This is a genomic window from Bartonella numerosa (genome assembly GCF_037070845.1).
GTDB lineage: Bacteria > Pseudomonadota > Alphaproteobacteria > Rhizobiales > Rhizobiaceae > Bartonella.
Map to the genome: position 1 here is coordinate 140,878 of NZ_JAYMZI010000001.1, position 22,003 is coordinate 162,880.

Annotated in this window: 15 protein-coding genes and 1 tRNA gene; 9 read left to right on the top strand and 7 right to left on the bottom strand. The window is 40.3% G+C overall.

The genetic code is table 11. From position 1 onward, the window contains the following. The first annotated feature begins 410 nt into the window (after positions 1-410). Together WCP75_RS00660 and WCP75_RS00665 are read left to right on the top strand one after the other, a co-directional pair. Positions 411-1,184 (top strand): DUF1499 domain-containing protein, encoded by a 774-nt coding sequence (locus WCP75_RS00660; RefSeq protein WP_336276330.1) that lies wholly within the window; start codon positions 411-413, stop codon positions 1,182-1,184. Positions 1,185-2,787: 1,603 nt separating this feature from the next. Then, positions 2,788-3,216, top strand: coding sequence for a type II toxin-antitoxin system HicB family antitoxin (locus tag WCP75_RS00665; RefSeq protein ID WP_336276331.1), 429 nt, complete (start codon positions 2,788-2,790; stop codon positions 3,214-3,216). Between the two features lie 1,289 nt (positions 3,217-4,505). Here WCP75_RS00665 and WCP75_RS00670 read toward each other — a convergent pair. Then, positions 4,506-4,580, bottom strand: a tRNA-Gln gene (locus WCP75_RS00670). Between the two features lie 828 nt (positions 4,581-5,408). Between WCP75_RS00670 and WCP75_RS00675 the strand changes: the two genes are divergently transcribed. Continuing rightward, on the top strand, positions 5,409-6,011 hold the full coding sequence (locus WCP75_RS00675) for a superoxide dismutase (protein WP_336276332.1): 603 nt from the start codon (positions 5,409-5,411) through the stop codon (positions 6,009-6,011). 78 nt (positions 6,012-6,089) lie between these two features. Here the strand turns inward: WCP75_RS00675 and WCP75_RS00680 are convergent, their stop codons facing one another. Then, positions 6,090-8,192 carry a S9 family peptidase gene (locus WCP75_RS00680; RefSeq protein WP_336276333.1) on the bottom strand — a complete coding sequence of 701 codons (2,103 nt, stop codon included), beginning with the start codon at positions 8,190-8,192 and terminating at the stop codon, positions 6,090-6,092. Positions 8,193-9,078: 886 nt separating this feature from the next. Here WCP75_RS00680 and WCP75_RS00685 point away from each other — a divergent pair. Continuing rightward, positions 9,079-9,516: a Ros/MucR family transcriptional regulator gene (locus WCP75_RS00685; protein ID WP_336276334.1), complete on the top strand. Its 438-nt coding sequence runs from the start codon at positions 9,079-9,081 to the stop codon at positions 9,514-9,516. Positions 9,517-9,610: 94 nt separating this feature from the next. Here the strand turns inward: WCP75_RS00685 and WCP75_RS00690 are convergent, their stop codons facing one another. Together WCP75_RS00690 and WCP75_RS00695 are read right to left on the bottom strand one after the other, a co-directional pair. Then, the gene (locus WCP75_RS00690; protein ID WP_336276335.1) at positions 9,611-10,042 is read right to left on the bottom strand and encodes a SufE family protein; all 432 of its coding nucleotides are present in this window, start codon (positions 10,040-10,042) and stop codon (positions 9,611-9,613) included. Between the two features lie 183 nt (positions 10,043-10,225). After that, positions 10,226-10,450, bottom strand: a complete 225-nt coding sequence (locus WCP75_RS00695; RefSeq protein ID WP_336276336.1) for a DUF5330 domain-containing protein — start codon at positions 10,448-10,450, stop codon at positions 10,226-10,228. Between the two features lie 10 nt (positions 10,451-10,460). On the opposite strand from WCP75_RS00695, the gene WCP75_RS00700 reads away from it, so the two are divergent. Then, on the top strand, positions 10,461-10,811 hold the full coding sequence (locus tag WCP75_RS00700; protein ID WP_336276337.1) for a hypothetical protein: 351 nt from the start codon (positions 10,461-10,463) through the stop codon (positions 10,809-10,811). 467 nt (positions 10,812-11,278) lie between these two features. Then, positions 11,279-12,145 carry a peptidoglycan-binding domain-containing protein gene (locus tag WCP75_RS00705; RefSeq protein WP_336276338.1) on the top strand — a complete coding sequence of 289 codons (867 nt, stop codon included), beginning with the start codon at positions 11,279-11,281 and terminating at the stop codon, positions 12,143-12,145. A gap of 217 nt (positions 12,146-12,362) precedes the next feature. On the opposite strand, the gene ppdK is transcribed toward WCP75_RS00705, so the two are convergent. Both ppdK and WCP75_RS00715 read right to left on the bottom strand, forming a co-directional pair. Next, complete coding sequence (gene ppdK / locus WCP75_RS00710; protein ID WP_336276339.1) at positions 12,363-15,065, bottom strand: pyruvate, phosphate dikinase; 2,703 nt, start codon at positions 15,063-15,065, stop codon at positions 12,363-12,365. A 127-nt stretch (positions 15,066-15,192) separates the two neighbouring features. Continuing rightward, entirely contained in the window at positions 15,193-15,843 is a 651-nt protein-coding gene (locus WCP75_RS00715) for a DsbA family protein (RefSeq protein ID WP_336276340.1), read from the bottom strand. Between the two features lie 759 nt (positions 15,844-16,602). Between WCP75_RS00715 and mutY the strand changes: the two genes are divergently transcribed. Then, on the top strand, positions 16,603-17,661 hold the full coding sequence (gene mutY, locus WCP75_RS00720) for an A/G-specific adenine glycosylase (RefSeq protein ID WP_336276341.1): 1,059 nt from the start codon (positions 16,603-16,605) through the stop codon (positions 17,659-17,661). Positions 17,662-17,727: 66 nt separating this feature from the next. Here the strand turns inward: mutY and WCP75_RS00725 are convergent, their stop codons facing one another. Beyond that, positions 17,728-18,870, bottom strand: a complete 1,143-nt coding sequence (locus WCP75_RS00725) for a site-specific DNA-methyltransferase (RefSeq protein WP_336276439.1) — start codon at positions 18,868-18,870, stop codon at positions 17,728-17,730. Positions 18,871-19,193: 323 nt separating this feature from the next. Here WCP75_RS00725 and WCP75_RS00730 point away from each other — a divergent pair, with 323 nt between their 5' ends. Beyond that, positions 19,194-19,895, top strand: coding sequence for an HAD family hydrolase (locus WCP75_RS00730; protein WP_336276342.1), 702 nt, complete (start codon positions 19,194-19,196; stop codon positions 19,893-19,895). Positions 19,896-20,544: 649 nt separating this feature from the next. Then, the gene (gene thrC / locus WCP75_RS00735) at positions 20,545-21,942 is read left to right on the top strand and encodes a threonine synthase (RefSeq protein ID WP_336276343.1); all 1,398 of its coding nucleotides are present in this window, start codon (positions 20,545-20,547) and stop codon (positions 21,940-21,942) included. Positions 21,943-22,003 lie beyond the last annotated feature (61 nt).

Consider the following 22,003-nt stretch of genomic DNA (forward strand, 5'->3'; position numbering starts at 1 on the left):
CAATGAGCAGGACACACTCTACTCTCCCCTGATTACCGTAGAACTTAATATTTTCTTGTTAACACATAAATCCGCAAAAATAATTCAGAGCAAATTAGCTGTTAATCACGATGTAAAATAGCAAGCAAAAAATTCTAGATAATAGTTCTCAACAGCACATATCTACGCGAAATTATCCATACCTAGTTGCCAAAATTTTCCGTAAAAATTAGTCAATTACACAAAAACTTATGGAGGGAATAACAACTCCCCGCAGGAATCAACTGCCTAACTATCGGGAAACCGACATTGCGAACATCCTTGCCCCTCGAAATAAGTGCTTTACCTTTATAACCAAATTGCAAGATCGTAGAATCACGAATCCCAAAAAGCCTTTACTTACAATCAACGGTTTATGAAAAGAGAACTCAGTGAAAAAAAGATATTTTCGATTAAACTCAAAAGCAGCAGTGTGGTCTCCCCGTTTTGGCGGATTGGCGTTCCTAATTTTATTATTTTCGGTACTTTTACAGCGCTTTTCTGTAATATACGTAGCTGAGTTCATGGCTTTGATAAAAATTTCTTTTTTCTTTGTCGTTATTTCTATCTTTCTCGGTGCAAAAGCACTTCAAAGTTTGTGGATGTACGGTTCTCGGGGCGGGATGAAAGCTTTAAGAGGAATTGTGTATTCGTTAATCACAGCCGTACCATTAGCATTATTTTTCATACTTTGGTTTTTATCACCTGCTGTTTACGATATTTCTACTGATACACAAAAGCCACCATCTTTTTTTCAGGCCATTCGTCCCGATGATGCTCTGCCACTTGAGAGTATCTTAACCAAACAAGCGGCATTGCAAATATCAAAATGGCCAGAAATGTCAGGACGTCGTTATGATGGCTCGCTTGAACGCATTCAAGAGTCGGTTCTCAATGTCTTAGATGCTCATAATTGGCCTATGCTAGATCAACAAAAGTTTTCCGGTGAAGAAGATGAGCTTTATATTGGAGCAATAGCAAAAACTCTCTGTCTTGGCTTCATTTCAGATATAATGATTCGCTTAAAAAATGAAGGAGATACGATCTTCGTTGATATGCGCTCTGCCTCACGCTACACGCCAAAAGATTTTGGTGCAAACGCTGCTTTTATTATAGATTTTATGGATGCGCTCGATACAGAAATATCTTCGTTGCCCCGCTTATAGGACAGAGAAGCAAAATTGTATCTGAAAAAATGGCTGATTTTCGGGCGTCTTAATGCGAATGGGAATAAACAGACAAGCGAATGCCGATCGTGAGATGATCCAAATATTTTTTATAATTGATAAGATGTTGAAGGCTTTATTTTGCTTTAATTTTAAACAGAATCTCGCCGACACAGAACTGCACATTACAACAATGCGTGATTTTTCATGCACTGCTGACACAAAAAAGAAAATTGTGATTTTGTATATTTTTTCCGTTGTTCTTATTCATCATCAGAAAATGAAAACATTTTCCGCCACAGAGAAGAACCTCGATAAGGCTTCGTACGCAATAAATGATCATTTCTAACTTGTAGATACGTTTGTTCTAGATTACATCGGTTTTGGTTGGGTTCCCCCCCTGACACATCTTGCTTGCATCTAAGCAGGACGAGTTCCCTGCTGTAGGCGCCGGCGGTTTCTTATACCTTATCAATCAAGCGGGCGCATCCAACACACGTCCTTGATTGTCAATTAGCTCGGAAAATATGCAGCGTTTTAAACACACAAAACATATCCGTTTTTCCCGCTTATCTTAATCCACAGCTCTCCACATTTTTAAATTTTTTTCTTTTTGCCGTATTTCCTCAATAAAAAAGTAATATCGTCAGTGCGGGCGGAGCGTGGTTCTGTGCCTATTTTTGAGCGGCATGTTATGAAGAATGCTCCCGGTGGGGGTGTTGCTCGCTTTTCTTTACACCAAGGAAACGCAACCTGCCTTCCAGTCGCAATAAGGCGACGGCCTTAGCGGCAGCAGTTAGTATCGTTTCGTCTCGCCGTTTATGCGTCCACAACCGTCATCCAACGCTAACTTTTCTTCTGCTTTGGAACACAAAAAAGCACCCTCGATAAAAACAAGACTAAACAATCACCACAAAATACCGCTGTATTTTTTCTATCTTCTGACTAACATTTCGCCTGTTTGTTATCAAAAACAGCCACGAAAAATTTACCACATTAACCATAGAAGACACCGTCTTCCTTTCGATGAAAACCTAAAGATACCCAATGAACCAATACCTTATCGAACATATTTTATATTCTTTGAGAAAAAAAATTATCTATTTCAAATAAAATATTCAAGCAGGACGAAGATAAAAAATGATCACCTCAACCGTACTAAAAAACCACAATATTTCTCATACTTTTAAACAAAGAGATCTACGATATTGCAAAAAAAGGGGATTTTTATAGATTATGTTCTGATTTTGTTTTCGCAATTTTTCTTTCTGTTTATCACGATCCAACAACCATCCCTTTAAAAGATGTTTCAGATTTTTCGTGCATTGTTCACTCTGTACAATCTAACAGAATACACGAATAAAGCAAGAATCGTTCCTTAAAGGGCACCATCGGAGAAGTTTACCACAAAAGTCCTAATGCAGATGAAATATCACAATATTTGGTAACTTTATGAAACACAGCAACCATCATGAAATATGATAAACCAGCCCTGGATCACGTAAAAAAGCAATTAAAAATATGAATCTCCGATTGCTTTTATTGCCCCCCGCTTCAAATATGTACGTGTGACACAAAAAAAACAAAAAAGATGGAAAGAAAAATGGAGTATACATATCACGCAAAACTCGAAGCTGACCCAGATGGTAGCTTTATAGTAACCTTCCCAGACATTCCGGAAGCAGTAACGGCTGGAGCAAATCGAGCTGAAGCGTTGGAAAACGCCGCCGAAGCTTTGGGGCTAGCGTTACGTAGTTACTGTATGGATAATGTGCCGTTGCCCACACCGAAGCAATATAAAAACCTCATAACGGTGACGGTAGATGCCTGGAATACTCTCAAATTAGCAGTAGTAGAAGCTTTTAATGAAGCTGATATCACAAAAAGAGAATTAGCCAACCGTCTAGGTAAGAAAGAAACACAGGCAAGACGCATTCTCGATCCAAATTATCCGACCAAGCTTCAAACATTGGAGCGAGCTTTGGCCGTCCTTGGCAAACGAGTGGTCATCACGGTAACAAATACGGTGTGACCCCTTTCCCGCCTTTCAAAAGGCGGGAAAGCACACATCTCCTGTGAGACTTCAAGAAGGTTTTTCAACAAAATTTTCTAAAATACATTCTGATTCTGCAGTTAAAGTTTTACAGTCTTCGCTTTATTTAACCTAACCCGAAATGCTTCAATGATATCGCAGACAGAAAATTAAAGCGTAAAACAAGGAATTTTTCTATATATTTTGTAACAGAAAATGTGCAAAAGCTCGGTAAAAGCCAATGTCTTTTATTTCTAAAAATAATGGGAGCTATAGATATCATTTATCTAACAGCACGCAATTGAACCTTTATTTTTTATTGTAAACATAATCATTTTTTATGTACGTATTAATAATAAACCACAGTGGAAAATATTCGAAACCCATAAACCGAAGGAATTTTCTGACAGTTGCACTTGCTATAAAATGAACCAAAAAACGTGGAACACGGAAAATCTGTAGAATGTCCCTCCAATTTATAGTCGCGCGAATACCCACGGAGCAGAAAGCAGGTATACCCTGCCGTGCGGTTGTGTTTGCAAAAGAATCGAGAGAGAAGAACATGCTCGATGCTATAACGAAGGCGTCTCACTCCTACGGCAAAAAATTGCCCTTTAACAGCTTTAGTGAATCTCTTCAATTCAGTAATCGGATAGCTTTATAAATGAAAATCCCGCTTTTTGCATAAATAAAATCGCCATAACCTTTTAGACCGAAATAATCCGTACATGATGCCAATAAATACACAACAATGCACGTCCGTGCAATATCTGTGAGGTGTCCCTAAATTGACGAGCTTTTATATGTGAAATTATGTCACACTGACGCAGTCTACGTTAAGAAGAAAAATACAGCAAACAGTGTAGTCCATTAAAAAACAGGAAAAAGCCAATATCAAACGGATTTTCATACCACCATTTTGCCAGAATTAGCGAAAGCACTATTGTTAACGACAAATATCCACTTGCAGTAAAAGCGGCAAAGAGTCTGGAAACAAGTACCCAACCTGCTGTACAGAGCTTATGATGCAGCGAAAATAAAGAAAAAGGACATATGGACAAACGAACTAGCGAACGCCCATAGGATAAACCCAAACACCCCCCACAACCGAAAGCACCTCCAGCCGAACCACGGACGGACCAATACCCCCTATCAAGAACAAACAGGAAGAAGGCCTATAACATAAGCAACCCAAAAATCCCTAAAACTCGAGATTGAGAAAAGCAAACCAACAAAATCAGAGAATCCAAGAATCCAACCTTCGTGTAATCAACAAACTTCTCCAAAGCTGGCTGGGGTACCTGGATTCGAACCAGGGAATGCCGGTACCAAAAACCGGTGCCTTACCGCTTGGCTATACCCCAAAAAAGACCGCACCAATACTCGCATCTTATAGCGATTCCTGAGACTGCACGCAACATCTGAAAATTAAAGCTCATGCTTTTTCATCAATAAAATTTGAAATTCTATTAGTATCGTGCAATTCATACAAAACCCGCAGCAAAAATGAACATTCAGCTCGCCCCCTGGACAAGTAACAATCACCCGTAAGTTTTTTTATTTTGTCGTATTTCACTATTTTATCCATTTATGTTTACCGACGGAGCAGAATACAAAGCTTATAATTCATAAATGTAGTTAATAAAACCACTTTTTTGGCATTTAAAGACTTAAAACCCAGCATATCAAAGCGCTTCCCGTTATATCGATGAATTAAATCAATAGTGTATAAAGAATATCGGAAATGAATTCTATTTTGAATCAACATGCGCAGAATCTGGCTGTTAGCAATCGATCTAAAATGTTATGATACAAGCTGCAGCGCGCCCAAAAATGAACAAACGAGAACAACCTTTGCAAAATGGATAAAGGAATCCTGCACAACATTCAAACAAGTATCCGATTATCAAAGCGAGTGCCCAAAGCTGTTTGGATTCACTTTTTACTTTTATTGAAAAACAATTATAATTTCTGCAGAACAACACATGCGAAAACTCTTAAGAAGAAAAATTGTGTAAAACAACGATATTTTTATTAATTGAAAAAAGCGTATTCTCAAACAGATACCTTACAAATGGATGAATTATTAAAACTAAATCAAACAGATATTCAGCATTTGCTTTTAGATGCCACAGATGGCAAATTAGGTTTGTAGAGTGAATTGAATAAACTAAAATTGAGGAGATTTTTAAATGGCTTTTAAATTGGCCGAATTGCCTTACGATTACGATGCTCTTTCGCCTTATATGTCGCGCGAAACACTTGAATACCACCATGATAAACACCACCTTGCTTATCTTACTAAAACAAACGATTTTGTAAAAGATTTAGGCTTAGAAAACGAAAGCCTTGAAGATATTATAAAGAAGAGTTTCAAACAGAATATTGCTTTGTTTAACAATGCAGCTCAGCACTACAATCATGATCATTTTTGGCGTTGGATGAAAAAAAATGGTGGCGGTCAGAAGCTGCCCGGAAAATTGGCAAAAGCCATTGAATCTGATCTGGGTGGTTATGACGAATTTCGTGCGAACTTTATCGCTTCTGCCGGCACTCAGTTTGGTTCCGGATGGGCGTGGGTTGCCGTAAAAAACGGAAAGCTTGAAATTATAAAAACACCCAACGGTGAAAACCCCTTAATTCACGACGCTCAACCTATTTTAGGCGTAGATGTATGGGAGCATTCTTATTACATCGATTATCGCAACGCACGTCCAAAATATCTCGAAGCTTTCGTAGATAACCTAATCAATTGGGATTATGTTTTGCAACTTTATGAAGGTTACGGATTTTAAATTATCTACGACAATTTCTTAAAGGCTCCATATTTTCGTCAAATTATGGAGCCTTTTATAAAAGGAGAAATGCTGCAGCTAACAAGAGCTCTTTTCGGTTTTTCCCACTGTTTTTAGGATATACGCGTAGATGTATGCGGTCTCTTCCAGCCTGGAAAAACGTCCTGCTGCACCGGAGTGTCCTGAATCCATATTAGTGCGCAGTAAAATTATATTCTCATCTGTTTTTAAATCCCGTAACTTTGCTACCCACTTTGTGGGTTCCCAGTAAGTCACACGGGGGTCAGTCAATCCAGAAATAGCGAGAATAGAGGGATATCTTTGAGGTTTAACATTATCGTAGGGCGAATAGGAAGCGATGAGATTATAATCTTCCTGTGACTCAAGAGGATTTCCCCATTCCGGCCACTCTGGAGGTGTTAATGGCAACGAAGCATCTAACATAGTTGCTAAAACATCAACAAAGGGCACATTCGCTACGATTCCGGCAAAATCCTGTGGGGCTATATTTGCAATAACGCCCATCAGCATACCTCCCGCTGACCCCCCTTGAGCGACCAACCGATCGTGAGCAGTAAATTTATTATTTACAAGATGACGTCCACAAGCAACGAAATCTGTAAATGTATTACATTTAAAGAGGTGTTTTCCTTTTTCATACCATTCAACACCCTTTTCTTTTCCTCCGCGAACATGGGCGATCGCATAAATAAACCCCCTGTTCACCAGGGAAAGCACGTTGCTATTAAAGCTGCTGGGAACGGAAATTCCATAAGCACCATAACCATAAAGCAAGCAAGGCGCACTACCATCAAGAGTGGTATTTTTGTGATAAAAAAGCGAAATAGGAATCTTTTCACCATCGTTTGCAAGTGCTATAATACGTCTTGCCACATACTCGTCTCGATTATGCCCGGAAGGAATTTTTTGCGTTTTTAAAATCGTACGTGTGCGGCTTTTCACCTCATAGTCAAAAACCTGATCAGGTGTTGTCATAGACGAATAAGAAAAACGAATGCTTGAGCTATTGTACTCTGCTGCACCTTGTAAACCCAAAGAGTAAACCTCTTCTGCAAAAGCGATAGAGTGAACATTTCTTGTAGCAAGCTCCATCATCTGTATACGAGGAAGCCCATCAAAACGTTCAAGCCATACGATAAAATCTTCATAAGCATCATGAGATACAATCAAACGCCCAAGCTGATGTGGAACAAGCTCTGACCAATTTTCTGATTGCGGAGATGAATACGGCGCTACCATAATCTTAAAATCTTTAGCATTATCTAAATTAGTCAAAATATAGAAAACATCACCGCCCTCAGTAAGCGAATATTCCACACCCTTTTGTCGCTTCCGTACACATTCCGGAGTCGTCAAAGGAGCCTCAGCCGGAATAATCCAAACTTCCGATGTTTCATGATCACTAAGAGTAATATAAATAACATCATTCAACTTAGAACCGCTCACGCGTAGAAAAAAACCTGAATTATCTTCAAAAAAAACAAGCTTATCCTGCGATTGATTAGTATTTAATCGATGATAATAGAGCCTAGAAGGCCGGTGATTTTTATCTAGCTTAGTGTAAAAAAAGCCTTCAGACTTCGCATCCCACACAATCTGCCCTGACACATCAATAATCATATCCGAACAGTCAGACAATGTCTCCAAATTGCGGACTCTAGCTACATAAAATTCAGACCCTTTGTCATCGTAGGTCCATACAACATGCGTATGATCAGGAGATTCTTGGACAGAACCGAAATTGAAATAATCCTTACCCTCAGCCAAAGCATCACCATCAAGGTAAACTTTTTTCTCTCCTCCATTTCTTAATGTACGAAAATAATGTGGCTGCTGCCCCCCTGTGACATAAGAAAACCCATATGCAAAAGGTCCGTGCTTTATAGGAACAGAACTATCATTCTCTTGAATACGACCTTTCATTTCAGTAAAGAGCAAATCTTGTAACGACTTTGTATCATCCATTTGAAATGCTTGATAAGCATTCTCCTTTTCAAGGTGACGTCGAATACTTTCATCAAGGCAATCGGGATTCTTAAAAACGTCTTGCCAATTGGGAGCACGCAACCAATGATAAGGATCATCACGACAAATACCGTGATACACTTCCTTATGGATAATTTTTTTTGCTTTAGGGGGAAACACAGATGAGCCTGTCATACACGATCCTACATTAAAATATCAATGGTTTCATTTAGTTTATGTATCAGAATCATCCCAAATCAACACAATAAACCCACGCATTTCACCCAGTTGCAAAAGATGTAACCGAAACGAAGCGCGGCAGCAGTGCCCTAAACTCTGTACATCACGCGCACCATAAGTGCTGCTTCCGCAAATACCACATCATTATAATGGTGGATAGAATAAAAAATGCAAACCTTTTGTGATGGAATCATACTTTTTCAAACTGGTAGAATCGGCTACCAAGCATATACACTCTGAATGCGCCCAGAATGGTGGCGCTACAATCTAGGGAAGAAACTACCCTCTGCAATTGTACTGATATGTGACTGTAGCTATGCCAATGTTAATTTTTTTATCACTCCCTGCGTTTATTATCTACACTTCTCTTTTTTGCTTTACTCTCTGTATTTTTACTGAAATCTTAAAATCCTCTGAGCAGATTTTCGTGCTTGTAAGAGCTCATTTCGCGATATCAGAGTTAATTCTTTTAGAATAAACGCATACGCTGTAATAATAATATATAAAATGAAAGACTTATTTTGTATATTGTAGTTCTCTATATAGTAAATCTGTTTTTAGAGTAAATATAATTTAGTTAATTCCACAATATATTCTATTTTTAGCTATGATATTCTGCAATACAAAACTATAATACAAAAGGATATATCTCAATTTTTCTTATTATATATTATGACAAAAAAGAGGAATTTGTTTGATTTTTTTGTGTTTAAGCGATTTTATAAAATAATTGAATTGACAAAAAAGATTTTTGTACAATATGAAATCTACGTGCATGGGATCTCTGTATCATGAGTGTGAATGCGAATGATGTGTCGATTTTAACTTAAAGGAAATAAGAATGGAACATCGCCCAGTCTTAGAGGCTGAAAGCAATTTAGTTATTACATTGGTTGCTGATATTGTCGCTGCTTACGTGAGTAATAATTCAATTCGACCGACTGAAGTGCCCAATTTAATCGCCGATGTTCATGCTGCTTTCCTTAAAATGGGGAATACGGAGTTAGCAGAGGTTGAAGTTGAGAAGCAGAGGCCTGCCGTCAACCCGAAGAGATCAGTATTTCCGGATTACCTCATTTGCCTCGAGGATGGGAAGAAATTTAAATCCTTGAAACGTCACCTTATGACGCATTATGGGATGTTGCCTGAAGAATATCGTGAAAAATGGCAATTAGATAGTTCTTATCCTATGGTTGCACCTAATTATGCTAAAGCGCGTTCGGCTTTAGCGAAGGAAATGGGGCTTGGACGCAAAAGCCAACAGAAAAAAATCAAGTAGCTGTGTTTCTCAGAGAATAATGGAATCTAGTATACACTTAGTAAGGGAGGATTTTTTTCCTAAATATTCTTCTCGCAGTTCCCGTGTATCATTATCATTGTGAGGGGGATGGTGCTTGTAGAATACCTTCGTTGCGGATTCGTCTTATCACTGATTTGAGACCATTTGATCGTTGTGGCGTAAGATTTTCGCTCAAACCGAGCCGCTCGAGGAGCCCTTCAGCATCAGCGCTACAAACTTCAGAAGCTCTTTTACCAGAATAGAAAGCAAGGAGGATATAAATAAGTCCGCGCACAATATGAGCGTCAGAATCACCCTGAAATGTTAGTATTGGATTTTCTGAATGATCATGTGAAGACAAGAGCCAAACTTGACTGACACAACCGGAAACCTTATGAGCGTCGTTCCTAGCACTTTCCGGAAAAGGTGGTAATTCATAACCAAGTTCAATTACGTAACGATAGCGATCTTCCCAATTATCAAGAAGAGAAAAATTCTCTATAATGTCATCAATCGTTTCCACCATAACCCCATACCTATTTTGATTTTGTTTAATTTGACGAACACGTTGGCTTATTTTGTGAAAAAACACCCCCCGCTCAGTATGAAGCCAATGGCAAATATGTAAGCTTTTGTTTCAAATTAGCACCATCGCTTATGTATTCTGTTATACGAACCTTCCTGCATTTTCCCATAAAACCGCATTTTGTCACTCAACATACCGTCCGAGATATTCATAAGCTGCTTTTGCTCCATGATATGCACGTTCACTAAGTGAACTTAAAATGGATCTCCCCCTTTCACATGTTTCTACATTACGTTCACAAAATGCCCCCAAGTCACCTAAAACTTCTTTCAAAGCAGTAAATACATCACCCGCCCTCGTATCTTGACCTTTTTGAGCAGAAGGATGATCACTATCTGGTTTTGTCACAAAGAACGAAATGGTGACAAAAACAAAAAATAAAAAAAACGACAATTTTACCAAAAAGCGTATCATAGGCAGCCAATGTATCATAATTGCAGATGAAACAAAACCACAGTCTACACCCTATCTTCTTTATAAAAAATTTATACAATTATCATTCTATAAAATGGATCATTTATCGATTAAAATTTATGTAAGAAGCTGTATACGTACGGATCACGTTCTTGCCGGAAATTCAATATTAGAAAATATAAGGAGGCTTAAATATAGGGTCAAAAAAACTAATAAAGTTGCTCGTTATCTTGCAGACATTTTGAAGGTAACTCTTTCTAAAATTTACAAAATTTATTGGATATCAGTAGAGTGAATTTATACCAACACAAAACATTGAAATAATACAAACGCCGAGCATCGATGCCGTTTTTTGAAAGCGCGGGCTGGCCTGCACATTGGATGTTTGGAAGAGATATTGTATACCACTGACCGTATTGCCACCAACCAAACGGCATTATAAAATGTTCCGACGTAATTTCAGATGTGAGAAGTACGGGGTATGAGCGTAAAGGTGGTGTCAGTTTGTTCGCGTTCTGTATCCACGAGGCTTAGATTGCACATAGGGGCGCAATTGAGGGCAGAGGAGACAGCGATGCGTAGCACAATTCTGTCTTTGCATGTACTTAAAAATGCACGCAACATAAAATGGAAAATTGGAAGAAATAGGTGAAGGCCATTGCTGATCCACAAGCTTATACATTAGTGAGACAGACCACTCGTTTTTGTAGCTTTGTAGATAAAGAATGATGACACAGTTTTTTTTCTCTGACTAAAACGTAGGTGGTCTATGTTTATTTCTTTTGCAATAAGAAACCGAAACTAGAAAATAAAATAATGACAAAAAAACCAAAATCTCGCAAAGTAAAACCTGCAAAACAACGTGCAAGAGGAAGTTTTGTCGTAACATTTTTCTTCATAATCTGCCGTCTGCTCTTCTGGTTGGTAAGAAAACTTTATTTCTTTGCGAAAAAAAATACTATTTTTTTTATTGGAATTATTATCTTCACCATTAGCGTTGGATTCATATCAGTTAATGCTCTATTTTTACAATTAGTGGCGTATCAAGATATATTGGTTAAAACGAAGTCCGTATTTGCGTCAAACGCAGAACGACGCACGACTTTATCCACGAAGGGAACAAACCTTCGTACGCGCGTTTACACCAGCTTCACGCAACCTTTAGATAATCTGCACACCAACCCACCTACACAATCCATACCCAACATGCAAAAAAAGTTAGCAGAACCAGAATCTTATGACGGTCCTTTAGATGGAATAGATGGACCTAAAACGCGTCGTGCAATAGCATTACGGAAACAACAAACTGCTAGCAGAATGCAAAACGCTATCTCATCAACAGCAAAGACAGATGAGATTGCAGAAATAATTAAACGCAGCGAGATAGAAATGACAACAAGCCTACTTCGTCCAAAAGGAACCAATTTAGAGCATCCTATTGCCGAAATTGAGCAAGTACAGAAAGCTCTGCGTGCCTTCGGTCACCAAGAAGTAGCTATCACGGGTGTGGAAGATCAAAAGACAACGGACGCTGTAAAACAATTTCAAGAAGCATTTAATCTTCCTATAACAGGGAAGATTGATAAAACGATTTTAGCAAAAATGCGCGAAATTGGTTTGTTTAATTGAACAGCCCCCCAGCATTAATAAAATGTAAAACGACAAACATAAGCCAACCATAAACACACGCCACCCCGCATCACACACCTTCCTTCGCAAACGACGCATTAAGGATACGATTTACTCCTCTTAATGCGTGCAACCAGCGGACACTGTACTTTCAAGAATCTTATTCTCCCTTCAACAAAGTAAAAAAGAAACGAACAAAGATTTATTCTCCTAAATTTCAATCACCGCACGGTGAAAATATCTCAGAAATCTTCTGTCCTCTTGCAATCGACGACTGCGCCGCCGCTAAGCGCGCAATCGGCACTCGAAAAGGAGAACACGAAACATAATCTAAGTTATTTTCTTCGCACAGAGCAATAGAAGCAGGATCGCCTCCGTGCTCACCGCAAATCCCCAATTTAATTTTTGCGCGCTGTGAACGCCCGCGCTGCGCAGCAATAGCGATAAGCTCTCCTACACCATCACGATCGATGGATACAAAAGGATCTTGTTCTAAAAGCCCTTTTTGAAAATAAGTCGCCAAAAAGGGAGCGGCATCATCGCGTGAAATACCAAAAGTGGTTTGTGTCAGATCGTTTGTCCCAAATGAAAAAAACTCTGCAGTTTCAGCAATCTCATCCGCCCGAATAGCCGCTCTAGGAAGTTCAATCATCGTCCCCACTACATATTGAATATCTCTTCCCTTTTCCTTCATTACTTCGCTAGCAACTTCATCAATACGCGCCTTCACAAAATCTAACTCAGATTTTAACGCAACAAGCGGAACCATAATTTCAAGCATAACAGATGATTCAGACTCTTTAGCGGCCTCCACCGCAGCTTCAAAAATTGCACGAGCCTGCATTTCAACAATTTCAGGATAAGTAATAGCCAAACGGCATCCCCGTAATCCCAACATAGGATTAAATTCATGCAATTGCCGAACACGCTCACTGAGCACTTCAGAAGAAACTCCCATAGCTGTCGCAACTTCAGAAATTTCCGCACTCGTCTTTGGCAAAAATTCGTGTAGCGGGGGATCTAGCAAACGAATAGTGATAGGCAAACCGCACATAATTTCAAACAATTTTGTAAAATCCGAACGCTGCATTGGCAAAAGCTTATCCAGAGCTTTACGACGCCCATTCTCATCGTCGCTCAAAATCATCTCACGCACAGCGATAATACGCTCACCAGAGAAAAACATGTGCTCCGTACGACAAAGGCCAATACCCTCAGCCCCAAAAGAGCGACCCATGGTTGCATCAGAAGGCGTTTCAGCGTTAACCCGAACTCTTATACGCCGCATTTCATCGGCCCACTCCATCAACTTTGCAAAATCTCCACAAAGTTCAGGTTGTAACATAGCAACCTTTCCCCTAAAAATCTCCCCGCTTCCTCCATCGATCGTAATAATATCGCCCTTTTTAAAACTTTGTTCTGAAGCGAACATTGTGCCTGTACCGTAATCAATTCGTACACCCCCTGCACCAGAAACACAGGGCTTCCCCATACCACGCGCAACAACAGCAGCGTGGCTTGTCATACCGCCACGCGTCGTTAAAATTCCTTCTGCAACATACATACCATGAATATCTTCTGGACTTGTTTCTGTGCGTACTAAAATAACCTTACGACCCTCTTTAGACGCAGTCTCTGCATCTTCCGAAGTAAAAACAATTTCACCCGTTGCCGCCCCAGGAGAAGCAGGAAGACCACGCCCCACCACAAAACGCGCTGCCTTACGATCAAGTGTTGGATGCAAAAGTTGATCGAGAGATTTTGGATCAATTCGCATCACTGCTTCTTCACGGCTTATCAATCCCTCCTCAACCATCTCAGTCGCTATCTTTAAAGCTGCGCGCGCTGTCCGTTTTCCAGAACGAGTCTGCAATATCCACAACTTGCCTTTTTCAATTGTGAATTCAAGATCCTGCATATCCTGATAATGTCTCTCAAGTTTTTGAGATATCTGACATAATTCCGAAAAAGCTCCTGGCATGATCTTTTCTAAAGACGATTTACTTGAACCCGCAGCAACACGCGCATTTTCCGTTATATTTTGAGGAGTTCGAATTCCTGCTACGACATCTTCACCTTGCGCATTAACCAAAAACTCACCATAAAGCTCTTTTTCTCCTGTGGAAGGATTACGCGTGAAAGCAACACCCGTTGCTGAATCCTCCCCCATATTTCCAAACACCATCGCCTGCAAATTAACCGCTGTCCCCCAATTTTCGGGAATATTATGTAAACGGCGGTAAGTAACCGCACGCGCGGTCATCCAACTTGAAAAAACCGCTCCAATTGCACCCCACAACTGTTGCTCAGTATCTTGTGGAAAAGGTTTTCCCAATTTTTCTTCAACGTATGCTTTATAAGAAACAATAATATTCTTCCAGTCAGCTGCCGTCATTTCCGTGTCAATATCGTAACCACCGCGCACTTTTGCTTCATCAAGAAGCTCTTCAAAATACGAATGATCCAACCCCAACACAACGTGAGAATACATTTGGATAAAACGGCGATAACTATCATAAGCAAAGCGTTCGTCATTAGCTTGCAGAGCAATTGCCTTGACAGTCTCATCGTTCATGCCAAGATTAAGAACTGTATCCATCATCCCCGGCATAGAATCCCGAGCTCCGGAACGAACAGAAAGTAAGAGAGGCCTTTTTTTACTACCGAATTCACGCCCCGTTTGCTCAAAAACCTGTCTAAGCGCCTGTTCAACAGCTTTCTGTAGCCCTTCTGGATAAGATTTATTGTGCGTATAATAAAAATTACAAACCTCCGTCGTGAGGGTAAATCCAGGAGGCACAGGCAACCCAAGATTACTCATTTCAGCCAAATTCGCCCCTTTTCCACCGAGAAGGTTGCGCTCGCTCATGTCTCCTTCTGCACTGCCATCACCAAAACTGTAAACCCATTTTGTCGCCACGCAACTCCTCCTATCATTGATATCAAAACATCATATGACCAAACTTAATCCTCAAAAGCAGTGATACGCGAAACCTTTTTCTCCCTGAAGCAAGAAAATAACAACCGAGAAAATTAACGTCCATCTTTTAAAGAAAACTATCAATCACCGAAAAGAAAGACTCCGCAGCCATCGCACCCTCATACTTATTGCCGTTAATGAAGAAGGTGGGCGTAACCGTAACACCAAGAGCCTTCCCGCGTTCAAAAGACGCATTGATTTCATCTAAAATGGACTGATTACTCAAACAAGCATTAAAACCTTCTTCAGTAAGGCCTGCCATGAAGCCAATTTTTCTCAACGGCGTCAAAGCATCCCGCCCCCAAGCCCATTCCTGCTGTCTCTGGAATAAAACCTCAATCAAAGGAAAATAACGATCCGCCGGCACACACTCCGCTAACATAAACCCCGCAGTCGCTCGAGGATCAAAAGCAAAATCTCTGAAAATAAACCTGACTTTCCCCGTTTTTATATATTTTTCGCGAATTTTTGGCAATACACCATTATAAAAATACCCACAATGAGAGCACGTTAACGAAGCATATTCAACGATTGTTACCGGTGCATTCTCCTCTCCCTCAACCTTATCTTTTACCTTTCTCGATTGGAGAACCTTTCCCATATCAACAACTGCAACCGGCTTAGGTCCAGCAGACGAGGAAGCTGCTGGACCTATTTGCGCAGTTACTGTTAAAACAAAAATTATCGCTGAAGATATAAAAGAACGACCATCTACCATAAATACTTCTCTTTTCTTACTAAACGGACGAAAATTCAACATTCTCTCAGTTTATAGTGGTTTATTGTGCATTATTCAGCCTTATTTATTATTTTTTTCTTCGAAAATGCAACAACCAAATTCGCGAAATGGTGAGTGGGAGCTTTTATCCGTAATTCTCGCGAGATTTCATTGCATTTTTTTATCTTTTTCACTCGGAGCCAGTATCTTTGTCAGCAAACAACGAACGGAAAACGGTGGTTGCCTCTTCACCCAACTCTCGGCACAAGCGGCAGAAACACGAATAGGGTCTGTTTCACAAACCAACTTCAACGCAGCAAATTCTCCATATGCAACGATGAATCTTGCAGAAGCAAAAATTTTGCATCGATCAACACAACATTTCCAAATAACCGAGCGGCGCCGCACATTCGCCAGATACTCTCTCTGCAATTTGGCAACCAGCGCTTCGTGTATGCCGCGTTGAGGTCTTAGCGTTCGCGTGAAATTGAGTCAAACCGTTTCAGATGGAGTTCCCAAATAGAGAGTTAAGCCAATATCTTTAAAACGATCTTCCCACCTGTTTTTTGCTTATCACCAGAATAATTATCGAACCCAAACAATCCCATTTAAGGAGCTTTTCCCTCCCAGAATTGGTAAATCATCGATGACAACTGAACTCACTTAATCTAAAAGTTCATGATAAAAAAACAAAAACAAGCTATAAATTTAGAAACAAATTTTTTCGCATTCTACACCTTTCTACAATCAAGGGCAATTATGCACGAAATTTCACTGCTCCTCCTCTCTTGGTATGATGAAAAACACCGGCACCTGCCATGGCGGATTACTCCCAGAGAGCAAGCACAAGGCATCCGCCCTGACCCTTATAAAATCTGGCTATCTGAGGTCATGCTGCAGCAAACAACCGTCGAAGCAGTTAAGTCCTATTTTCAAAAATTTTTAAAATTGTGGCCAGATCTCCCTTCTTTGGCAAACGCTCCACAAAACGATATTATGAAAGCGTGGGCTGGCCTTGGCTATTACTCTCGCGCACGAAATCTCAAAAATTGCGCTCAGCAGCTTATTAAAGACTACGGAGGACAATTTCCACGGTCTGTCAAAACGCTGCGCACTTTACCAGGCATTGGAGATTATACTTCGGCAGCCATTGCCGCAATCGCCTTTAACCAGCCCGTAGCTGTCATTGATGGTAACGTTGAACGCATCATCACCCGTTTATTTGCCATTACCTCAGTGTTACCTGAAGCAAAATCTGAAATTAGGGAAAAAGTAAAAAAAATTATCGCGTTAAACCGCCCCGGCGACTTCGCTCAATCCATGATGGATCTGGGTGCAACAATTTGCAGACCAAGAAAACCATCTTGCCCGCTCTGCCCTCTTCAAAATTTATGTGAAGCTAAAAAAATGCAAAAAGCGGAATCTTTCCCAGTTAAAGCTCCTAAAAAAGAGCGCCCTTCAAAAGCCGGCGTTGCTTTCATTATCCTTAATGAAAACAACCAAATCTACTTAGAAAAGCGGCAAGGTGAAAAACTACTCGGTGGAATGACTCAAATCCCTAACACTATCGGAAGGGACCAAGGAGACGGACTCAAAAGCGCCCCCTTTGCCGCTAACTGGCAATTCAAAGGGCAAATCACTCATGTTTTTACCCATTTTTCTCTAAAACTCGACGTATACTATATCGATGGCATCAATGAGACAAAAACCAAAAACGGCTGGTGGTGTGACATCAATCATCTTGCAGAAGAAGCACTCCCCACTGTCATGAAAAAAGCCATTTCTACGGCAATCCCTCATTCTTTTGAATCGAAATAGATACCCGCACAAAAAAACAACCCACTCAATGTGAACGCATCTCTTTAGACTTATGGAGCATGAGTTCTATGAAATACCCATTTTTAACATCTGCGAACGTATTACCGATCTTAATTCATTGATTGACTTTAACCGCCCATTCTCCTCGTAATACCAAAACGTCCAACCATTACAACTCTGCGAATTTTGAGCCTTTCTCCCAACTGCATGAATAGAACCAGATTCGCTGCCGCTCGTTATAGTACCGTCAGCTCTCACAACAGCAGATACCCGCTTTTTCCTATCATAAAGAACCTCCCCGGGACGTAATAAACCAGATTCAAGCAGACCACTAAACGCCACACGTGGTTCTGCCTTTTTTCTGCAAAAAATTGTCAACTCTTGTCTCTCTAATGGTTCAACGGCCGCAATTCTCTCCCGTGCGGCATCAATGTAGTGTTGTTCACGTTCGATACCTACAAAATCACGCCCCAAATGCTTGGCAACAGCACCTGTAGTTCCCGAACCAAAAAACGGATCAAGAATAACGTCGCCTGGTTTGCTAGAAGCCATAATGATACGCGCTAACAATGCTTGTGGCTTTTGTGTTGGATGCAACTTACGGCCTGCTTCATCCTTTAAACGTTCAGCACCTGTACAGAGAGGGAAAAGCCAATCTGAACGCATCTGGGTGTCTTCATTTGCAGCTTTTAAAGCATCATAATTAAACGTATATTTTTTATCCTTTGAATCACGAACGGCCCAAATTAATGTCTCATGAGCATTTTGAAAGCGACGCCCTCGAAAATTAGGCATAGGATTATTTTTACGCCAGATAATATCATTGAGCACCCAAAAGCCTAAATCTTGCAACGCTGTACCAACCCGGAAAATATTGTGATAGGATCCTATAACCCAAAGTGTTCCATTAGGTTTCAACACACGACGGCAAGCAAGAAGCCACGCGCGCGTAAAAGCGTCGTATGCAGCAAAACTTTCAAATTGATCCCATTCATCATCAACTGCATCAACCAGAGAATGATCCGGACGATACAGAGCACCCTCTAACTGTAAATTGTAAGGGGGATCCGCGAAAATCATATCAACCGAATGTTTTGGAAGCTTTTCCAGTACCGCAACACAGTCTCCTTTTAAGATTGTATTACGCCATAGCGCCTGTGGAGAAGTGGAAGTACAAACCGAATCTTTTTTAAGCTGAAGAACTGTCATAAAATACCCAACGAAACAAACTAAAATTGCCACATAACCAGAATGCTTTATAGGCTCGCATTTCTGGCCCATACTCACAAAATAGAGTAAATGTATCGTTAAGCTCGTTTAAAATTGATGCTCGTTTTTTCTCTCACGAAGAATAAATCCGCTCTACATCCGCAAATTTTTATTTTTCTTTCCTCAACTATGCTGTTGGCGTATCTTTTTTTCATAAAACGGATGGGAATCAGCTTTGGAGTATCCTTTTATCACGAAAACCTCCTTGGTATCCTCTTCGTGCGTTTTTTTTTGAGATACAGTAACATGTAAAGGAACATTTCATGCCTAAAATAGATCTTGTTGTTTTTGATTGTGATGGAGTCTTGGTGGACTCTGAATATCTCTCAGCAAAAATTGGGTCTCAATTGCTAAAGAAAACAGGATACGAAATATCAACTGAAGAATTTGGACAACTTTATGCAGGATTGACTTTTCTTGATATTTTGAAAAAAATCGAACAAAAGATAGAGAAACCGATTTCTGCCCACCTTTTAGATGAAATGAGAGGCCTTTTCCGGTCAAAAATTAAAGATGAATTACAAGCTATCGATGGTATAAAAGAAGCGATAGAAGCCATTAAATCCCGCTACCCTTATTGTATTTGTTCTAATGCCGCAAGCCTAGATATAAAAGAAATGCTCACCACCGTTGGACTTTATGACCTTTTTAACAATAAAGATAAAATATTTTCTGCGCCAGAGGTCGGGACAAGAAAAACCAAACCGGCCCCTGACGTTTTCCTCTTCGCTGCACAACAATTAGACGCAAAACCAAGAAACACCGTCGTTATAGAAGATTCAATCCACGGTGTGCATGCTGCAAAAGCAGCGGGCATGCGAGTTATTGGATTTACTGGCGGGTCACACAGTTATTTTGGTCATTCTAATGCGCTTGTAGATGCCGGCGCAGAAACATCTATGACAAAACACGCCCATTTACTGGAAGTTTTAGAAGCAATGGAAATATGGCAAGATTTACCGTGATAGTCTTCCTAAGTGCGCACCAACTAGTAAGTCTTTCTAAATTAAAATACTCCTTCCCCGACGTGTTTAAACGCATTTATTGGATAAAGACCACGCCACACTCACTACATGCAACAAACACCTGAGGTACAACATCAAACACAGCAAATCATTCGTATTGTTTAGCCAAAATTAAGCAAAAACTAACGACAGCAAAAGGTAAGCAATTTCACTATCCCCTTCAATAACAATGAGATGCCATGGGAATCAGACAGGCTTTAAATTGCAATCCGAAAACACATAGTCTACAATGGTTTCCCATATAGACAGGCTTTTATCAGGCACATAAGTGTTGTGGCGTAGCGTCGTTGAAGTGACGCCCGGCGTGTTGGTTCTTCACCCGAATTATGAGCGTGGGGAAGGTGTTTTTTTCAGTAAATTGTCAACCAAAGCAACAACATAACAGCCAAAAATCTGTAGTATAGAGGCTTCGCAAAATGGTGCCTTGTTATATCATTGTTAAAACAATCTAATCGAATAAGGAGAGTTATAGAAGTCAGTACTAAATAAGCAGATGTGGATTCCTGTTCACTGAATCAATTCAATATTGTTGAGCGTATGGGGAAAATGTTTTGTTAGTTTTCCAAAAATAAAGTGAGAGAAAAAATATATGAAGTACATCAGCACGAGGGGCGAGGCCCCTGCTTTAAGGTTTATCGAAACCGTCATGTCCGGATTAGCGAGTGATGGTGGTCTTTATCTTCCGGAAAAATTCCCCCGCTTATCACCGGACGCATTGCGCGCTCTCCGTGGACAGCCTTACGCAACAATCGCCAAAACCGTCCTTTGGCCCTTTGTAGATAATGAGGTCGAGTACACATCTTTCGAGACGATAATAACCGAATCCTACACTGCCTTTCATCACCCAGCAATCTGTCCGCTACTGCAAACTGGCCCTGACGAATTCATTCTCGAACTTTTTCATGGTCCTACTTTAGCATTCAAAGATATTGCAATGCAGTTTCTTTCCAAACTGATGGACTACATTCTTACCAAAAAAAATACATGTGCAACGATTATTGGAGCTACGTCGGGAGATACAGGAGGAGCTGCAGTGCAAGCTTTTGCTGGAAAAGAACGCGCGGACCTTTTTATTCTATTCCCCAAAGGGCGTATATCACCCATTCAGCAGCGACAAATGACAACAAATAAAAGTGAAAATATTCACGTCATAGCCGTAGAAGGAAATTTCGATGATTGCCAAGCACTCGTCAAAGCAATATTCAATGATCATGATTTTCGCCAAAAAAGAGCACTTTCAGGAGTTAATTCTATAAATTGGGCACGAATCATGGCACAGATTGTCTATTATTTTTCATCTGCACTCTCTTTAGGTGCCCCAGATAGGGCCATCTCATTTGCCGTTCCCACAGGGAATTTTGGCAATATTTTTGCAGGTTACGTAGCTGCTCGTATGGGATTGCCCATCGCGCAACTGGTAATTGCAACAAACGATAACGACATCCTTGCACGCACATTAACTAGCGGCACGTATGAAATACGCCCCATAACTCATACAACATCACCCTCCATGGACATTCAAATCTCTTCCAATTTTGAACGCCTATTATTCGAAAGCGGAGGCCGTGATCCCACGCGAATTCGTAATGCAATGAAAAACTTGAAAAGATCAGGACGTTTTAGCCTTGATGAAAAACAGCTTAAAGATATTCGCTCCCTGTTTTCCGCTGGAAAAAGTAATATCTCCGAAACAGCACAAACGATTAATAACATTTACAATGAAAATGGTTACCTCGTTGATCCGCACACAGCCGTTGCTCTTAAGGTCGCGCGAGAGAACAAGAAACCGCATATTCCGATGATAGCTCTCGCCACCGCTCATCCTGCAAAATTTCCTGGTACAATCCAAAATGCCTGTGGCGCTTGTCCGCCGCATCCACCTTGCCTGAACGATTTAATGGAACGTAAAGAGCACTTTGTGAGTCTTGCTAATGATGAAAAAATAATAAAAGATTACATTTCTTCAAAATCGCGTACATCTCACTGAGATTTGTTGCGTTATGCGAATTAAAAGACTTCCGGTGCTATTACAATAGAGCTTCTGGATT

Coding starts and splice junctions, on each gene's coding strand:
- WCP75_RS00665 (WP_336276331.1), top strand. CDS start 2,788: ATGGAGTATACATATCACGCAAAACTCGAAGCTGACCCAGATGGTAGC.
- WCP75_RS00675 (WP_336276332.1), top strand. CDS start 5,409: ATGGCTTTTAAATTGGCCGAATTGCCTTACGATTACGATGCTCTTTCG.
- WCP75_RS00680 (WP_336276333.1), bottom strand. CDS start 8,192: ATGACAGGCTCATCTGTGTTTCCCCCTAAAGCAAAAAAAATTATCCAT.
- WCP75_RS00685 (WP_336276334.1), top strand. CDS start 9,079: ATGGAACATCGCCCAGTCTTAGAGGCTGAAAGCAATTTAGTTATTACA.
- WCP75_RS00690 (WP_336276335.1), bottom strand. CDS start 10,042: ATGGTGGAAACGATTGATGACATTATAGAGAATTTTTCTCTTCTTGAT.
- WCP75_RS00700 (WP_336276337.1), top strand. CDS start 10,461: ATGGTGACAAAAACAAAAAATAAAAAAAACGACAATTTTACCAAAAAG.
- WCP75_RS00715 (WP_336276340.1), bottom strand. CDS start 15,843: ATGGTAGATGGTCGTTCTTTTATATCTTCAGCGATAATTTTTGTTTTA.
- mutY (WP_336276341.1), top strand. CDS start 16,603: ATGCACGAAATTTCACTGCTCCTCCTCTCTTGGTATGATGAAAAACAC.
- WCP75_RS00725 (WP_336276439.1), bottom strand. CDS start 18,870: ATGACAGTTCTTCAGCTTAAAAAAGATTCGGTTTGTACTTCCACTTCT.
- WCP75_RS00730 (WP_336276342.1), top strand. CDS start 19,194: ATGCCTAAAATAGATCTTGTTGTTTTTGATTGTGATGGAGTCTTGGTG.
- thrC (WP_336276343.1), top strand. CDS start 20,545: ATGAAGTACATCAGCACGAGGGGCGAGGCCCCTGCTTTAAGGTTTATC.